At 49.8% G+C, this 17065-nt stretch carries 12 protein-coding genes; all 12 read right to left on the bottom strand.

What is annotated here, in order from left to right:
• Positions 1-2 precede the first annotated feature (2 nt).
• Positions 3-917, bottom strand: coding sequence for a flagellar hook-associated protein FlgL (flgL, locus tag JSQ80_RS08555; protein ID WP_206095014.1), 915 nt, complete (start codon positions 915-917; stop codon positions 3-5).
• 47 nt (positions 918-964) lie between these two features.
• Entirely contained in the window at positions 965-2533 is a 1569-nt protein-coding gene (gene flgK / locus JSQ80_RS08560; protein WP_206095015.1) for a flagellar hook-associated protein FlgK, read from the bottom strand.
• Positions 2534-2559: 26 nt separating this feature from the next.
• Entirely contained in the window at positions 2560-3060 is a 501-nt protein-coding gene (locus tag JSQ80_RS08565; protein WP_206095016.1) for a flagellar export chaperone FlgN, read from the bottom strand.
• A gap of 14 nt (positions 3061-3074) precedes the next feature.
• Positions 3075-3350 carry a flagellar biosynthesis anti-sigma factor FlgM gene (gene flgM / locus JSQ80_RS08570; RefSeq protein ID WP_206095017.1) on the bottom strand — a complete coding sequence of 92 codons (276 nt, stop codon included), beginning with the start codon at positions 3348-3350 and terminating at the stop codon, positions 3075-3077.
• A gap of 100 nt (positions 3351-3450) precedes the next feature.
• Complete coding sequence (locus JSQ80_RS08575; RefSeq protein ID WP_087433996.1) at positions 3451-3861, bottom strand: TIGR03826 family flagellar region protein; 411 nt, start codon at positions 3859-3861, stop codon at positions 3451-3453.
• A gap of 85 nt (positions 3862-3946) precedes the next feature.
• Positions 3947-4843: a ComF family protein gene (locus JSQ80_RS08580; protein WP_206095018.1), complete on the bottom strand. Its 897-nt coding sequence runs from the start codon at positions 4841-4843 to the stop codon at positions 3947-3949.
• Positions 4836-6947: an ATP-dependent helicase ComFA gene (locus JSQ80_RS08585; RefSeq protein WP_206095019.1), complete on the bottom strand. Its 2112-nt coding sequence runs from the start codon at positions 6945-6947 to the stop codon at positions 4836-4838. The genes JSQ80_RS08580 and JSQ80_RS08585 overlap by 8 nt, the downstream gene beginning before the upstream one ends.
• Before the next feature lie 567 nt (positions 6948-7514).
• A complete protein-coding gene (locus JSQ80_RS08590; protein WP_087433993.1) occupies positions 7515-7955 on the bottom strand; it encodes a glycosyltransferase in 441 nt (146 codons plus the stop codon).
• 117 nt (positions 7956-8072) lie between these two features.
• Positions 8073-8792: a response regulator gene (locus JSQ80_RS08595; RefSeq protein ID WP_087433992.1), complete on the bottom strand. Its 720-nt coding sequence runs from the start codon at positions 8790-8792 to the stop codon at positions 8073-8075.
• A gap of 4 nt (positions 8793-8796) precedes the next feature.
• Positions 8797-9957: a sensor histidine kinase gene (locus tag JSQ80_RS08600; protein ID WP_087433991.1), complete on the bottom strand. Its 1161-nt coding sequence runs from the start codon at positions 9955-9957 to the stop codon at positions 8797-8799.
• A gap of 61 nt (positions 9958-10018) precedes the next feature.
• A complete protein-coding gene (locus tag JSQ80_RS08605) occupies positions 10019-12739 on the bottom strand; it encodes a stalk domain-containing protein (RefSeq protein ID WP_206095020.1) in 2721 nt (906 codons plus the stop codon).
• 225 nt (positions 12740-12964) lie between these two features.
• Positions 12965-16918, bottom strand: a complete 3954-nt coding sequence (locus JSQ80_RS08610) for an Ig-like domain-containing protein (protein ID WP_206095021.1) — start codon at positions 16916-16918, stop codon at positions 12965-12967.
• Positions 16919-17065: the final 147 nt, after the last annotated feature.

The raw sequence follows: 17065 nt of genomic DNA on the forward strand, positions 1-17065 counted from the left end.
CGCTATCGGATAAAGTCGATGAGCGAGGTCTGCATAATGCGGGCACCAGTCGACAATGCCGCTTGCAATACATTTTCCTGCGTTTTCAATTCAATAATGCCAGCCGGCATATCTGTGTCCGCCACACCTTTGCGCTGTTCTTTCAAACTCACTTTGTCATCTGCCAAACGATTTTCCATCAGTTCAAAGCGATTCATACGCGCGCCAATCTCTGACCATTGTGTATTGATGCGGTCGGCTGAGGCATCAATTCGATCCAAACTGGAAAGCAATTCTTGAGTATCGTTATTTTCCAACGATTTAATGATGTCATCCATCGTCTGGAACACGTTGTCATTGCTTTTATCGATCGGCTTCGTCGTATCGATCGCACTGCCGAAAATGAACTCTCCCGTGATGCTCACTGGCACGGTAACCGCAGGGCTGACATTCAATTTATATATCCCTTGATCGGTTTGTTCCGTAGCCGATCCATCATTCGTGTAAGGAGGCGTATCCGTTTTCTGGCCGTTAAACAAATATCGCCCGTTATAAGCGCTGTTCCCGATCATCACCAATTGCTCTTTAAGCTGCTTGATTTCAGCGAGAATCGACTTGCGCGCATCGTCAGGAGTGGTTCCGGTCGATGCTTGCTGCGTCAATGTCCGCGCCCGCTTGAGGACATCGCTCGCCTGCTGCATCAATGAATCCATTGTTTTTAGCATTCCTGTCCCCATCTGGGCGTTCATGGTGAACTCATCATTTCGATTCAATTCGCTGTCATAACGCATTTGGTAACCAATCCCAACCGGATCGTCACCAGGTCTGTGAATTCTTTGACCGGAAGACAGCTTGTTATTCAAGTCGGTCATGTTGCTGTTCATATACCGTAAATTGTGCAGCAGCTGTGTGTTCTGCATGGAACTCGTTACACGCATTTTATAAGTCCTCCTTGCTTTATGTTATTCATAACAATTATCTATTCTTAACGGCCGACTACGCCCATTTGGTTAATCACTTTGTCCAACATTTCGTCCACGGTCGTCATATTGCGGGCAGCAGCATTATATGCATGTTGGAATCGGATCATATCCGCCATTTCTTCGTCCAAGGACACGCCGCTCACCGACTGGCGCCGGAACTCAACCGAATCAACCATATCATTTTGTACTTTCACATTACGCTCTGCATTGGCCGCCCGGGTCCCCATGTCGCCCATCATGGCGCGGTAATAGTCATCAATCGAGCCTGTGGACAACGAAGTCATATCGCTCGGGTAAGTGAATGTTTTATCACGCAAGGAAGCCAGAGCATGTGCAATCACGCTATTCCCTTTAACGGTTATATTTTGTCCGTTCACCACATCGTAGCGGCCGGAAGCGGCAATTTTGCTCACATCCGCAGTAATTTCGGGATTGACTTGAATGTTCGAGATGGAGAAATTGCCGCCATCCGCTGCCGTAAAGAAAGGAATGCCCGATTTCGCCGGATCGGATAACGAATATCCCAAGGAATGCAAACCATTGAAGCCGCTCACTTCAACCTGCGCGGCACTCTTCAAGCGCGCCCCTGCCGGAATGGTTCCTCCTGGCGGAATGGTCATGCCATTCTCCAGCTCGACGGTGCTCTTCGCAACCAGGTTAGATGAAGCTACATATCCTGCAGCCAGCTCGACTTGCACATTGCCTGTAACTAACGTTTGCACCATGGCGTTCGTCTGGTCGCGCACTTTCGCCACTTCTCCGAGCGAAAGTGCATAGCCGTGCAATTGGCCGGATGTTGCTTCAATATCGGCGGTAATTGGTGTTGCTTCCGCGTTCTCAACAACCATGACGCCGCCCGCCGTAATCGTCATGTCGCCATACTCGCCTTCCGTGACTTCCACGTCAACTATCGTCGAGAGCTTATCGATGAGCAGATCACGCTGATCCCGGAAGTCGTTGGCGTTGTCTCCCGTGCCTTCCACGCGCTTGATCGTATCGGTCAGCTTGGCGATGTTGTTGATCAGGTCGTTCGCTTCATTGACCTTGATGTTCATGCTGGAATTGATATCGTTTTCCAGCTTCGTTAACGATTCGTCGATATGCTTCATCATGTTCGTCATGTTGGTGGCCGCGCCGACTACTTCTACGCGGGCGCTAAGCAAGGAAGGGTCGCGGTTGAGAACTTCCCACGAGTTCCAGAACTTGTCCATGACGCCGCGCAGACCGTTCTCGGTCGGTTCGTTAAAAAAGCCTTCTATTGAGCGAATGCTGTTGTCGACAATGCTCCAGGAGCCTAACGTTTGGTTCTCTCTGCGGAATTGGACATCGAGGAAGCTGTCTCTGATGCGGGTAATGCTGTCATACTGAACGCCGGTTCCTAGCTGTCCCGGCGCTACGCTGTTGAACATGCCGGGCATCGCTAACGGGCGGGTTGCGGAAGCGTTGACGCGCTGGCGCGTATATCCATCCGTCGAAGCGTTCGCAATATTGTGCCCCAATGTCTGCATCATCGTCGTATGAACAAACAAGGAGCGTCTACTCGTTTCTAGTCCGTGAAAGGTTGATCTCATTACACTTCGTTCCTTTCTGTATCTGTCTAAGCTCGTGTATCCAACATGCCGGGTCTGCTGTAGCTCGAAGCCGATTGTTCTGGGCGATGATACAGCATGTCCTGTTCTGAATAATCTATAAAAAGATTCAATTGATACTCTACAAAATGCAACGACTGTTCGATTAACGTTTGGTTATGATCATTTATTTGCTTTAATCGCTGAAGTGTGGCGGCAATCCTCTCTTGAACGGCCATTATTTCGGTACGTTCCTGAGCATCGAATACGAGCTTCATAATCTCGGTCAAGGAGAGCTGAAGTTTGGATTTAATCCCTTTGCTTTGCAAAAAAGCGTGTACAATTCCTTCCCGTTCCTCCTCCAGAGCGGAAAGTCCCTTCAACCATTTCGACTCTTGATTTGACATTCGAACCAGCTCTTTGATGTCATTTTGAATAATGACCCGCGTCTTCGCTTCTCCAATGCTTTCAAGCTGCTGATACACCGTTTCCATTCGATTCAATACATCGATTAATGCTGATGCGCTCACGCTTGGCCCTCCGCTCATTCGACGTCTTTTTTAAACAGGGGAAGCAGTTTCTCCGCAATCTTATCCGCTTCTACATGGTACGTGCCTGTAGCTACCGCCTGCTTCAATGCTGCAAGCCGCTCGCCGCGTCCCGCATCCTGCACTTGATTTTGCGCATCCAGCATTTCCTTCGCTTCCGTGGAAATGATTAGCTCATCCTTGCGGGAAGGCTTTTTAGAGGCATGGTTCATCGCCTGCTGTTTCTGATAGTACTGTATCGCTCCAAGACGCTGTGTCTCATTAATTTTCATCTCGATTCACCTCATTAAAAATCAAAAAACCGATAACCTTTACTAAGATTATCGGCTTATTGTCAAGATATATTAAGTATTATTTGAAAGAAGTTGTATACTATCTTTCACGCTTCGTGTCAATGACTTTATAAGCCCGGCTGCCGGCAGCAGACTTCTCTTCGTCTGTCCCCGTCTCTTTGCGCGCTTCATTCATATCCCGTATCAACCTCGTTCGGCATGCTTCGCACATATGACCTTCCCGAATCGGATTGCCGCATATCTCGCAATCATAAGTCAAATTCGGCGCTTGGTAGACCGAAATGCGTCCTTCCCTAATGAACTGGGTAATCTGCCGCACGCTTACTTCCGTCGCTTCGCTCAGTTCTTGCATCGCGGACTGACGTTTCTCACGCAAATAAGCAACGCAGCGTTCATATTCCTGTTCAATCTCCTTTAAGCAAGCCGGACAGAGGTCTCTGAACGCCTTCGCAAACAGTCTTCCGCAGCGCGGACAATTGCTCAATTCCATGTATTTCGCCCCCTTCGATGCCTGTTTCGTATAATCTCATCATATCTTATTCATCGACAGTTGACGAGCAGTTTTTTAGATGGACTCACGCCCTGGCCCAAGTATAGCTCGCTAAGGCAACAGGAAGGCGGAAATTCCTGTTCCAGACGGCAAACTCCCGGGCGCATGATCGAAGCGTGCTGCCTGTCGTATAAACGTCATCTACTAGCAACAATCGCACCTCCTCTAGCGTCTGCCAACGTTCTGCAGGAAGCTTGCGCAGGGAGGTAACCAGATCGTTCATGGCCTGTTCCTTCATGACAAAAGCATGAGCGATATTAGTAGCCCTTCCACCGCGCGACTGCATGCTCTGCTTCTCGGAATCCTGTACCCGTGCCAGCAACGATAGCACCGGAACCTTCCAAGCTCGCCCCAATGATTGTGCCAGCTGCTCCGCTTGATTGAACCCGCGTACACGCAACCGCGCTTCACTTGTCGGCACATAGGTGATGATGTCCGGAAGCAGCATACGATTCCCTTCATTCAGGCCCATTCGCGATTTCCTTATTCTACGGCGCCTAGTCCACACCGATTCGAACAGCATACTGAACGACGAAATCATCATATCCGTCATAATACGCTCATAACGGACATTCCCTCTAAATTTGTATTCGGCAAGCCACTGCTTCATTTGCTCATCATATTGCACGACGCTGCGATTGGCGGTTAAACCATCCTTCTGGAGCGGATGCCGCTTACAGTCGGTGCAGCGAATGCTGCGCCCGCATGAAGGGCAGCCGAGTGCTTGTATCCACGGGATCGATACCAAGCACTTTGAACAGAGCAATGGCAGCAGCCTGCCCGCACGCGGCTCCATTACAAGCGACGCCGATGAGAAACCGTTTATTCTGTTGTTGCAGACAATGCAGGTGCTCACTCGAGGTTGCATTAATCTCACGTAGACCTTTTCCATCCACTCGCCCCATTGCGGCAAGCTAACCAACCTGCTTCCCCCTCTCATCCTCAGTTAGCAAGTAGCCGTTGCGCCCGGCAATTCGGTTCATGTCGCGAATCTGACGCACTGCTTTCCGCTGTGCCTCATTCCATTGGGCCGAACCAAACACGGCATTGCCTGCGGGATCATCCTTCGAACGCCCTGCTCTGCCCGCCATCTGAACGAGCGACGAGGCGTCAAAAAGACGGTCATGCGCATCCAAAATATAAACGTCGCTCTTCGGCACCGTCACTCCACGCTCCAAAATGGTCGTCGTCACTAACACCCGTATTTTCCGTTCACGGAAACCCATTACCTTATCACTTCTCATCTCATCCACAGCAGACGTGCCGCCTACAATAATTTCAGGCAACTGATGGCTCAATAACCGGACCATCGGCTCTACCTGACGAATGCGGGCGACAAAAACAAAGACCTGAGCTCCCCGCCCGACCGAATGCGATATCCGCTTCATCAGCAGGTCAGGCAGCGAACGCCGAGCAAGACACTGTTCGACAGCAGGCATCGCAATGTGAGCTGGAACAGGCAATGGATAACGGTGAAACCGGACCGGAACTCTTGCATGAGCCATCCTCCCGCGCTTCACATCCCGCTGCATCGTTTCCGGAGGAGTGGCGGATAAATAGACGAACACGCCTCCTGGACGGCATACTCGATTTGCCGCCCGATGGAGCATCGGATCGTTGTGATATGGAAACGCATCGAGCTCGTCAATAATGACGAGATCAAAAGCCTCTGCGAAGCGCAGCAGCTGATGCGTGGTCGCAAGCGTGAGCGTTCCTTCGGTCCAACGTTCAGGACTGCCCCCATAGAGGGTGACCACCTTCTGTGCGGGAAATGCTTTCTCAATGCGGGGCTTAAGCTCCAACACCACATCACGCCGCGGCGTCGCTACCAGCGCTCGTCCGCCATGAAGCAGCGTATCCTCAATCAATGGGAATATCATCTCCGTCTTGCCCGCTCCGGTCACCGCCCACAGCAGAAACGCTCCTTTCTCCAGCGCCAACTTGCTCCTCCGATTGCGCTTTCCCTTTTCACGGATTGTGTGAATATACTGCAAAGCCTGTGTACTTGCTGCTTCTTGCGCCAGGGCCAAGCTCCATTTCTTCAACCTCTCTTCTACAGGAGCAACTTGGCAATCACTGTTCACTTCCTGCTGAAATACGCCTCTAATGAGAAGCGCGCACGAGCGGCTGCGACCGAGATTCAAGCATTGCGTACATGTCAGACAACGTTTGGAGCCGCACGTTGCGCAGGAGGAAGCATTCAAACCTTCGGAGCTCCCGCATCGACCGCAAAAGGCTGCAGTGGATTTATCTTTGAAGAGACAAAGTGATGATATGTGCAGCCACCATCTTCCTTTCCCCCGCTTTCGCTCATGGGTACCACTGGAGACAGTATCCCGTCCCCATTGTATGCCGGAACACACCTCCAGCCACCCTTGCAGCCAACCAAATTGAATGAGCACATGTCTCATCGGAACGAATCGTTCCCATCCTTTATCACGAAGAAGCTGCACGATTTCCTCGTCCAGCAGCAATCGCCCGCGCATCCCATCCGCAAATTGCCGCGTATCCGCATATAAAGAAAGAGGAGCGCGCTGCGCCCCTGCCCCCTCTATCTGCTTCTGTCTTTGCTCATCAGTAATGTTGCCCGTGACACGCTCCTCTTCTCCCATATAGGCAACTGCACGTTCGGCAACCAAGTATACCTGATCTTGATGTTCCCTAACGTATGTATTCGAGGCAGGTTCTGAATGGGGCGGCTCGATAATGAGCACATCCAGATGCTCCTCCGCCAACAATTGCTGCGTACTATCTTCCAACGTCTCGCGATGCGGCATAAGCAGCTCGGCAAAATATTGAACCCATCTCCGCTTTCCCCATTCATCCATTTCTTTTACGAACGAGAACTGCTCCAGCACCACCAAACCTAGCTGAATCGAAATAGCCTGCTGCAGAATGACAAGCCTCGATCCATTCGCCTTCCGTCCATCCTCCGCTAACCAATAGCTTGCATCCACCCGCCAATCCAGAGTCATACCTGTGTTCCACCCGTACTCCGTTCGTACGGCATAGATTCTTACCTGCATCCTCTTCCTCTCCTTCATTCGCACGGCGCTTCTCTAAGCACATAGTGGTAATGGCCTGTTCACGATGTCTGGTCCACGGGATCAAAAAAAGCACACCTTTCCCGTTAATTTAGGAAAAGCATGTGCTTCATGCTCAGCGCCTATCATATTTGTATAAAATTGTATATGATTCCGTCACTTCTGGCAACCCATTATTGCAAAAATCCGCAAAAAAAATTTCGTTGAGCTCTTATCTAATTTGAACTCTGAGCGCCAACAACTACAATTCGGTGATATGGCAACATCGTCTGAGCAGCAATGTTACTAGAAATATATGCAAATGAAAAGGAACAAAAGTACTTGTCGTACAATTGCTCCTTCATGAATCATGCATAAATAACTGGTTTACTATCACATCTCGAAAAAATATAGTCCCGCATTAAACACAGTGTATCCGTTAACAAAACATATTGTGGGCCATTCTCGCCACTTACAGCGCGGCTATCATCCGCAGTTGCGCAGAACCAACAAGACTAGCGATGTCTGCGGCACTTGCAGCATCGCCGAACCCATCGGCGCCACCGCCGTCTACAGCGCGCTGCCAGCCATAAAGGGCACCTTCATCCAATCTTCTTGCCGGCGCGGTTGAACGACAATCAACGATTCCTCTGCCGCTTGCCGCTGCTGTAAATCGTTAAGAACCGCTTGCAGTTCATCCTGACGAATGTGCAGCTCCTGCCAGCTTACTCCATGTCCGTGTGCCGCAAGCGCAGCAATATGAATCGTTGCATCCGTGGAACCACAATCAACAACGGTAAAGTGCAAACGACGTCCTTTCAGCCATGCATACCAACTATATGCCCGTATCAACCATTCCATATGGCGTTCATCATTTTCGGTCACGATAACGACATGCATCCACGGCGCCGGTGCGGCGCCACGCAGCAGCTTCTGCCATTTATGCGCCAGATGAACGGCCGCTACCGCCAACCCGTAGCACCCAACAATCCATAATAGCATTGCGATCATGCGGCCACCTCCTTACTATCAAGTGTATGCCGCATGGGGTCTCATGGTGACGGACAAGCGTCGCCTTTCTGGTATAAAAGCCGTTCAAAAAGTTACTTTTTGAACATGTATTTTAGGTTACAACGTCACCCAGCCATTCTTAATGGAGTTAATAACGGCCTGCGTCCGATCATCAACCTCCATCTTCTGCAAAATGCTGCTGACGTGGTTTTTCACCGTTTTCTCACTTATGAACAAATACTCGCCGATCATCTTATTGCTCTTGCCCTCCGCCATTAAACGAAGCACTTCCGCCTCCCGTCTCGTCAACGGGTTGTCTTCCGCGGCAATAAATTTAACGCCTGTATCCCGGCTGGATTGGTTAACGATTCCATTGCCATCCAACAGCGTCATGCGCCGCAGCTGCTGAATCAGCTTGCCCGTAACCTTGGGATGTATGTACGCATACCCGCTTACGACCGAACGAATCGCATTAATGAGCGACTCCGCCTCCATATCCTTCAGCAGGTAACCTGAAGCCCCTTTGCGCAGCGTCTCGAACACATAGCTCTCATCGTCATGAATCGACAGGATGATTACCTTCACGTCGGGAAAAATATCACGAAGTCGCTCGGTAGTCACCACTCCGTTCTCCACCGGCATGTTAATATCCATCAACACGACATCAGGCATTTCCTGATTGCAAAATTCGACGACTTGAATTCCGTCACCGCATTCTCCGATAACTTCCAAATCCTCTTCCATATTTAAAATTCGTTTTAATCCTTCACGAAACAGCTGGTGATCGTCAGCAAGGAGTACTTTAATCTGTGATCTTCCCATATTACGATTCTCCATAGGTTTACTCCTCTCTCTTCTCCACATTCGTCGGAATTTGAATCACGATTCGAGTCCCGCGGTTCTCGGCTGAGTGAATCTCCATTTGACCTTCGAGCAATTCCACGCGTTCTTTCATGCCAAGCACGCCAAAGTGCATATGCTCTTTTGATTTTGTCTCCAAGGCCTCCACCTTGAAGCCAAATCCGTTATCTCGAATGACAAGCCGGACCTCGTCCTCGTCATAGGTCAATTCGCATGACACATGAGATGGATGCCCATGCTTCGCTGCATTGGTGAATGCCTCCTGCACAAGTCGGTAAATGGCGGCTTCCATTTCCGATTTCAGACGCCGTTCGAGTCCTCTAATGTCGAATGACGTCTTGATTCTGTGCTTCTCCTCGTAATCGTGTATAAATTTGCGCAGTGTCGGCACGAGCCCCAAATCATCCAAAGCCATCGGACGCAAGTTGAAAATAACTTTGCGTATTTCCTCCAGACCAAAACGAACCTGAGATTTCAAATCTACTATTTCGTTCTTCACCAGTTCAAAATCCTGCTTCGACAGCATTCTTTCTACAATTTCCGTCCTAAGCACTAGATGGGCCAGAGACTGGGCCGGTCCGTCGTGAATTTCTCTCGCGATGCGCTTTCGCTCTTCTTCCTGGGCCAAAATGATTTTCAAACCGAGCAGCTGCCGGTTCTTGGCAGACTCTAATATACGAGTAACCTGGCTCAAATCTCCCGACAAATATTCGAGGGCGACGCTCATCTGAGATCCGATTGTCTCTGCCCGCTCGATCGAGCCTTCTACAGCTCGCATGCGTTTTTGCAGATCGTCTCTCCGCGTTTTGAGATAGCCTTCTTTCTCCCGATAAATCATGAGCTCCAGCTGCAGTTGGGTCGCTCTCTCATAAGCCTGCTTGATATCGTCTTCCGTATAGCGCACAAAATCACGACTGACATCTGTCAAACGCAAACGAGCCAGACGATAGTTTCGTTCCAGCTCGTCCACTTTATCACATATCTCAGCCGTCTGGTCCATCACCTCTTGAAGCTCGTTATACATGTTCGTAACTTCATGGCGTGACGAGTCCAAAATCTCATATATTTGATACTTGCTTTCTTCCATAACTTTCACTGCATTTTTAATTACGCGGTCAATCACATCGACTTGATTCTCCACTTACGTTCCGTCTCCTTGTCACATAAAGGATGAATGGATATTCACCCTTTATCATAACACATCAACGTATGGTAATGGACTTCGTTTTTTGTTCCCATTTTACAGTTAGGCCTAATTGTTCCGATACGAGCCGCAGAGGGACTAAAGTTCGACCGTTGCGCATAACCGGTGCGACATCAGACGTAAGCCGTTTGCCATTCTGGTTAATAGCTTTCTGATTGACATTCATTTCTAGAAAGCGGTCGCCGCGCAGGATGGTGACCCTTTGGGAGGCTCCGTCCCATTTCGTTTCTCCACCGAACGCATCCAGGATAACGCGGACCGGCACGTATGTCGAGCCATTTAGGACCATAGGAGCAACGTCAAGACTCTTCGTCTCGCCATTAATCTTCGCCGACTTGCTGTTCACCGTCAGATCCATCGCTGCATTGCTTAATATCGAAGACGAACCAGCCGGCAATTGCGCTCTTAAGTTGTCAATCGCGATCATCCCTTGCGGGGCGCGCTCATCCTGCCCATCGGCGAAATTCACGAGATAGAGACGTTTCAGCTTCGCCGGATAAGCTATGTTTTCGGAGGAAAGGTTGACCTCTAGCGTCTTCCAGCCTTCCCAGTTGACTGATTCCTGCACATTGACATAATGAATTTTCTTGTTCGCATCATGGATTTCCATCCGCAGATTGTTAAAGCTCTTATCGCCGTATACATCGAGCTTCATGCCACTCGTGCCGCTCGGCAAATCGATTCCTGTGGAACCGTTCAATTCCGCATAGGCAAATTTGTTGCCCGTGCCTGACGTCATATCATACGTAAGCTTTAACGCTTTGTCATTCGCTGATCGATCGCCGATGTTTCCTTCAACAGCAACTTGTCCAGTCGTCGTGCCATTCGGCAATCCAGAGAAAGAGACTGGATAGTTAACGGCATTAAAGTCTTCAAACAGCTTCTCTGCCCCCACCGTCAGCGGAATCATCGTGCGCAATCCATCATAGCTTGCAATGGCGTACCCAATCTTCGTGCCTTCCGGCACTGAATCGATGTGAAGGCTGCCCTCTTGAACCGACCCTTGGAAGCCGCTCGTTTCCCATTTCACGGACGAGGCTGGCAACGTGTAATTCCGGCCGTCCTGCAGCGTAATTTTTACAGGTAGCTTAATGTTGGATCCTTCGCTCAATGGTGCAGAAGATGTAGCGATGCTCATTTCAGCTATCTGATCGGCGCCGATAACCTCTACTTCCTCGGTCGCTTTCGCTCCGCCGGATACTGCGACGACTTGCGTTTTACCCGATTTATTGGCTACGAACGCGTCTCCGTCCCACTTCAGCTTATCATTGGACGCGCTCCACTTTATATCCACGTCGGTAAAATCAACTACCGGGTTATAGTATTCATCGTAGCCCTTCATGCTGAACGCAGCACGTTGCCCGATAAACAACGTTTTCTCTCCGCGCAGCGTCATGCCCTTAACTTTCCCTTGGGGAGCCGTAGTGTAGACGCCCAAGCCGTTCACGACAGAGCGGATATTGTTGCCGCCTTCCTTCGTTTCGTGCGTAAGCTTCGTCTCCGTCTCTCCGAGCGGCCGGTCGGCCATCGTCGTGGAGCCGCCGCCATCCAGATTCACCGCTTTCCACGCGCCCGCTTGCACGAGCGCCTGCTGAAATTCCTTCAATGTGAGCCCCGAGCTGACGCTGTTGGATTCCGCGGTTACAATATAGGCGTAGCGCCCATCCTTGGAATACCCTACCGCCGTTCTCGCCGTCACCGAGCTGCCGCTAATCCCGCTCGTATCCCGAGTGAAGGCCGATGCCTTCCCATTTTCCACAAGCAACGTATGACCGCTTATCATCATCTGGAAGGATGACGGATCGACAGCCTGCCCCGAAGACTGGGCAATTAGACGATATTCAGACTGAACAGGTGCTCCTACCTGCACATGTTGACGGATGAACTCCGCTGCCTTGCCATGAGCGCGCAAAATGTACCCATCCTCCGGCACGTCTATCGGAAGCGGCGCCATCTCTGATATTTGCTCAACGACTCCATCGCGAACCAATACCTCCGTAGGTGTCGATGTCGTGTCATTCGGCCGTTTGGTTCCTTTCCAAGCGCTCGTATAAATATACATGGCATTGGTATGACTGTGGACTTTGCCAGGCTCTTTGTCATACTTCATCTTGTTGATGCCCGCGAGCGGAAAGGTCTGGCCATCGGAAGCAGTAATATTTCCCTCGAAGCGATATTGCCCAATGCTAGGCGTGCCATCCTTCGATACGGCAAACGCGTACATGCCTTGCAGCTCCGCAGGGCTTGTAATGAGAACCCCATCGGAAATGGATCCTCCCATCGGAACGCGGTCCGATCCCATCATCCAATAGTCCCCGTTTACCCCTGCGACGGCTCCAGTTTCTTTCGTCATTTTCGTCACGGGCTGGCTTGCCGCCGTTTTCCCATTCTGCCCTGTCATGACATCCAGCTTCAAATATTGATTTTGCAAATCCGCTTCAATGACATTGATCAACGTCTTGTATGTCTTGCTGCCACGCTTGGTCGTGTATTGATATTTTACGAGTTTCGCGCCTGAAGTAATAATTTCTTCGCTTAGCTTCTTTAATTGATTGATAGATGCGCTGCTTACTGTCCCGCTTGATGAATCCGCATATACATAAGTTCCCCAACCCGCAAGCGGTTGAATCAGCAGCGTCCCCGACAGCACGATAACTGCCGCTTTCGTTCCCCAACGACCCTTAGGCATCCGTGTAGCGGATGCAGGTGACTTCATCATATCCAACTCTCCCATTTCCCAACTAATAGATGGTATGTATCGATTCCCCAATTAATCAACTCTACTAATATATAGACTATTAAAATCGACAAAAAGTTGCGGTTTTGTTACCAATTCATATTTCCCGGGTCATAGAATGACAAAAAGCCCCATCCTACTGTCGGATAGACAACGGATAGGGCTGAAATTAGCAGTAAACAAGTCCATTATACGAACTAAAAAATATTAGAACTCCAACGTAATATAATCAATTGTGGTTAAGAGACGTCTGAGCAAGACAGCCGCTTGCGCTCTCGTTGCCGAGCCTTTTGGCTGGAACTTATCTTTCGATACACCCTGGATAAGGCCCGCTTGTACGGCCTGAGCTACAGTCGGAGCGCCTAGGGTCGTAATTTGCTTGCTATCCTTGAACATGCTGAGCACGGTTGTCGAGGAATTCGGCAGACGGTGGCCGGCAGCTTGGGCAGCGCGCACCATCATGAGCGTAATCTGCTCGCGAGTGATGCTATCGTTCGGCTTGAAGGTGCCATCTGGAAATCCGGTTATAATTCCGGCCTTCACAGCCGCTCCAATATATGCTCCATCCAATGTCGAGCTGTTGATGTCCCGGAATCTCTTCGCTGCCTCTTCACTCGGCTCCAATCCAAGCGCTTTTGAAATGGATACCGCAAATTCCTGACGCGTAATCGGATTGTTGGGCTCGAACTTGGTGCTTCCGCGGCCATCCATAATCATCTTGGCGCTGAGCGCCGTCATATCGGCTTGTGCCCAATGACCTGGTATGTCCATGTACACTTTGTTCCCAATGGCGAACACGGCGAGCATGCTCTGCTTCGCGCGCACCTCAGCGACAGTGACTACACCAGAGCGGGTTAGCTTCGTCGGTATATAGGACAGCTGATTATCTTTTGCCTGATATTCTACAATGGCCGTTCTTCCCGCCGTCACGGAATCCGTCGTTCTCATTTTAATGACCGTATCCATCTTCACTTCGGTCATTCCGCTTAACTGGTTGCCGCCGGTATAACCGAATACCGTAAAGCGATGTCCCTGCACAAGGGCTGTCGATTGGGTGCGGCCCAACGTATTTTGAATATTTGTGCCCTGGGACTGGGCGGGCTCAATTTCAATTAAAAGCGATGAATTGGCAAGCGATCCTTTTATGTTCTGTACCACTTGAATGATGCTGTCCCTGCTAATGTTGATGCCATACAAGGTATTTCCGTACTTAATGGCGAACAGAACCGGATCCTTGCTGATATACGCCGAGTCGAACGCGCTCAACGGCACCGCCACGCGGGCTGCAGACTCGCTTGAAGGCACTTCGTACATCAACTGCTTATCGGTACCGGATGAGCTTGACAGGAACTGGAACGCCGTCTTCAGCTTGTTCTGGTCCAATGTGTAGCGATTGACCACTTGACCGCTGCTCGTTCGGTCTGAAGACTTCTGGGCCACGTCGTCCAATAACACGATCATGGAATCGATAAACGAGGTGTCCGTTGCCACTTTGACGAAGTTGGCACCTGCCAACTCTTCCAGACCTACGGTGACACTCTTATTACTGAACGGCTTAATCTCAACGCCTGATGTCGATTTAATCGGCTTAGAGCCCGTATTGTAGGACACCGTCAGCGCATCTGTCTGCGCCGGCGGATTCACAAGCTCTATCGTTACTTTGGTGTCTTTTACAGTCACCTGTTTTACGGTCAGCAGTTGATTCCCTGCACGGACATAGAATTGGCCGTACGAGGACGCCTGCATGCTCTCCAACTTTTTGTTGAACGTCAATACGACGGATGGCGAGCTCCAATTGGCGGATTGCACCACAGGCGTTTCACTGTCAGTGACGTTGCCTGCCGCGACAAGGTTCAAATTGGGCGCCAAATTGCCGTTCAAGTCGCGCAGGGCTGGATATCCTCTTACATAGGACACGGTAACCGTATCACTAGTAGATACGGCGGATTGCAACGTCAGCTCCACTCGGTTAACTTTAATTTCCACCTTTGTTACATATCTCGGCTTGTCGTTAACGAGAACCGAATAATGGTTGTTCAGCGGAATGCTGTTCTTATCCAACGCTTTATTGTATATCAAGGTTAGCTTGTTGCTGATGACGTTCGTTTCCGTCAACTCAGGAGGCTTCTTATCTTTGGTGTTGCGCACGAATTCGCCTTCGAATGCATCAATTTTAATTCCATATCTATCCTCTAGCGGATAGCTGCCTGGAGTGTAGCTAATCTTGACGACTTCACCATCTGATACCGATCGGTTCATGGTCAGGTATAATCCGGACCCGCTGTTTGATATTTTGTCGATACCAACCGAAGAGCCATCATACGTAACGGTAAATTGTCCGCCTGCATAAGAAGAGACATCTTTCAAAGATTCAGTGAAATATACGTACATCTTGTCACCGTAGATTGTCGCATCCCGGATTTTGGACAAGGAAGAATCTACTTTATTCTCCACCGCACGGCTCCCGAATGAGGATGCCACATTGCCATATGTATCCCGAACCATGCGGAAGCGTGCCGCATAACTAATTTTAACGTCCTGACCAACAGCGACCCCGCTTTCAAGTGAGACATATACATTATTGCCGGATGTATACGCGTTGTTCACCTTACGCTCCCCATTGTTGACCGTAACAGTGAACTCATTTGAAGGCAGATTGACGCTTGAATCCAATGACTTATTATATCGAATCTCGATGAGCGTATTGTTATACAGCTTTACACTTTCCACTACCGGTGCGGTACGATCCGTTGCTGACGTTGAGAACGTCCAGTTAGACGCGCCAGCAAACTCATTGCCGGATGAATCCTTAACGGCCCCTCTGGCAATGTTGACCGTATAAACCATATTATCCTGCAACCTGGACACCGGTGTAATTCTCAGCTCTCTTCCTGAAGTAGTAACATTGATTTTTTCGCTCGTCGTTTGATTTTGACGGCGAAGCTCCACTCCCGTACCTGAATAGGCAATCGGTTTGTTGAATGTGGCAGTCAATGTCTTCGACGTAGATACCCCAGTACTGCCTACGTACGGATCATAAGATGAGAGCGTCGGTGCTGATGTGTCTATGGTTTGAGCGCGGAAAGACCACGTATCTTCCTTCATCAAGTTGCCGGCTTGATCGCGGAACGCTCCCTCTGGCACGGTTACGGTATACGTGCGGTTCTGCTCAAAGGTGAGAGTGTTAACCGATTTGATTACTGCCGTGCCCCCGCCCACAATGGCTGACGTTACCGGAATACGCACATCCGGTTTGCCGTCCGACTTTACAACAATATCTCCTTTTTCTTGAAAAACAGGCTTACTAAATGTCATCTCTATCCTGGATTGCAGCGGCGATACCGCGTTTCGCTCAGGCACCCGGCTCAGAATGACAGGCGGCGTCGTGTCCGCTCCGCGTTCTGTTTCGAAATGCCACCGGTCTGCCGACAAAAATCCTTCTACCGGTGTCCCTTCAGCATCTTTGAAGGCTTCAGCATCTACCGTCACATAATATGAAGTGCCAGCTTCTAGAGACTCATTCATTTGATAGCTGGCAACCAGACCTGTTGGATCGAACGTAAAACTACTCGCTGGAATTGGGGTTAGCGCATTATTATTACTATACCGAATAATACGAATGCTTCCTGTTCCAGCTTGTACCGGTTGCTTAAATGTGATTTCCAGCTTGGGGTTGACCGGAGCCACTCCCTGTTGGGGGGATACCCGTTCAATGCCAGGTTGCGGCTTTACGGTAAACGACCACTTCATGCCGTTATAGAATTCGTTCGTGCCCTCACTGATGAAAAGCAGAGGATCTATCGACACTTCATAAGTGGCGCCAAGCTGCAAGGGCTGCAAGCCCTCTAATTGGTAGGTCTGCAAGTCAGAGGACACGACCTTGCCGATGCCGTTTCCCCCATCTTTATTGAATATTTGCTTATTGCCCGTTCCTTGCTGTGTTACAGTCACATTTCCATTTACTATTTTTACATTTTGATTGAATGTAAAACTGACAGCAGGGTTTGCCGAAACACCAGGCTGTCCATTTGCCGGTGTCGTCGCGATAATTGCTGGTGCTGTATCCGTTGCAGAAGGGCTTGCCTCCGCAATGACTGGCCCCCATCCGAACGTTCCCAAGGCGAGAACGATAACGAGCAGGGCGGAAAGCCATTTTTTCATGAAGAATTGCTCCTTTCTTTCCGATAAGACAGTTCTACTCTATTTGTCGGTAAGAAGGGGCCTTTTTTTTAGAAGAGATAGTTGAATCGTATAAAAACAAAAAAGCCTTCCCCCGTATATTACGAGAAAAGGCTCATCATTATATTT

It is taken from the genome of Paenibacillus apiarius, assembly GCF_017052585.1.
GTDB classification, from domain to species: Bacteria; Bacillota; Bacilli; order Paenibacillales; family Paenibacillaceae; genus Paenibacillus_B; species Paenibacillus_B apiarius.

Coding starts and splice junctions, on each gene's coding strand:
- flgL (WP_206095014.1), bottom strand. CDS start 917: ATGCGTGTAACGAGTTCCATGCAGAACACACAGCTGCTGCACAATTTA.
- flgK (WP_206095015.1), bottom strand. CDS start 2,533: ATGAGATCAACCTTTCACGGACTAGAAACGAGTAGACGCTCCTTGTTT.
- flgM (WP_206095017.1), bottom strand. CDS start 3,350: ATGAAAATTAATGAGACACAGCGTCTTGGAGCGATACAGTACTATCAG.
- JSQ80_RS08575 (WP_087433996.1), bottom strand. CDS start 3,861: ATGGAATTGAGCAATTGTCCGCGCTGCGGAAGACTGTTTGCGAAGGCG.
- JSQ80_RS08585 (WP_206095019.1), bottom strand. CDS start 6,947: ATGCAGGTAAGAATCTATGCCGTACGAACGGAGTACGGGTGGAACACA.
- JSQ80_RS08590 (WP_087433993.1), bottom strand. CDS start 7,955: ATGATCGCAATGCTATTATGGATTGTTGGGTGCTACGGGTTGGCGGTA.
- JSQ80_RS08595 (WP_087433992.1), bottom strand. CDS start 8,792: ATGGAGAATCGTAATATGGGAAGATCACAGATTAAAGTACTCCTTGCT.
- JSQ80_RS08605 (WP_206095020.1), bottom strand. CDS start 12,739: ATGATGAAGTCACCTGCATCCGCTACACGGATGCCTAAGGGTCGTTGG.
- JSQ80_RS08610 (WP_206095021.1), bottom strand. CDS start 16,918: ATGAAAAAATGGCTTTCCGCCCTGCTCGTTATCGTTCTCGCCTTGGGA.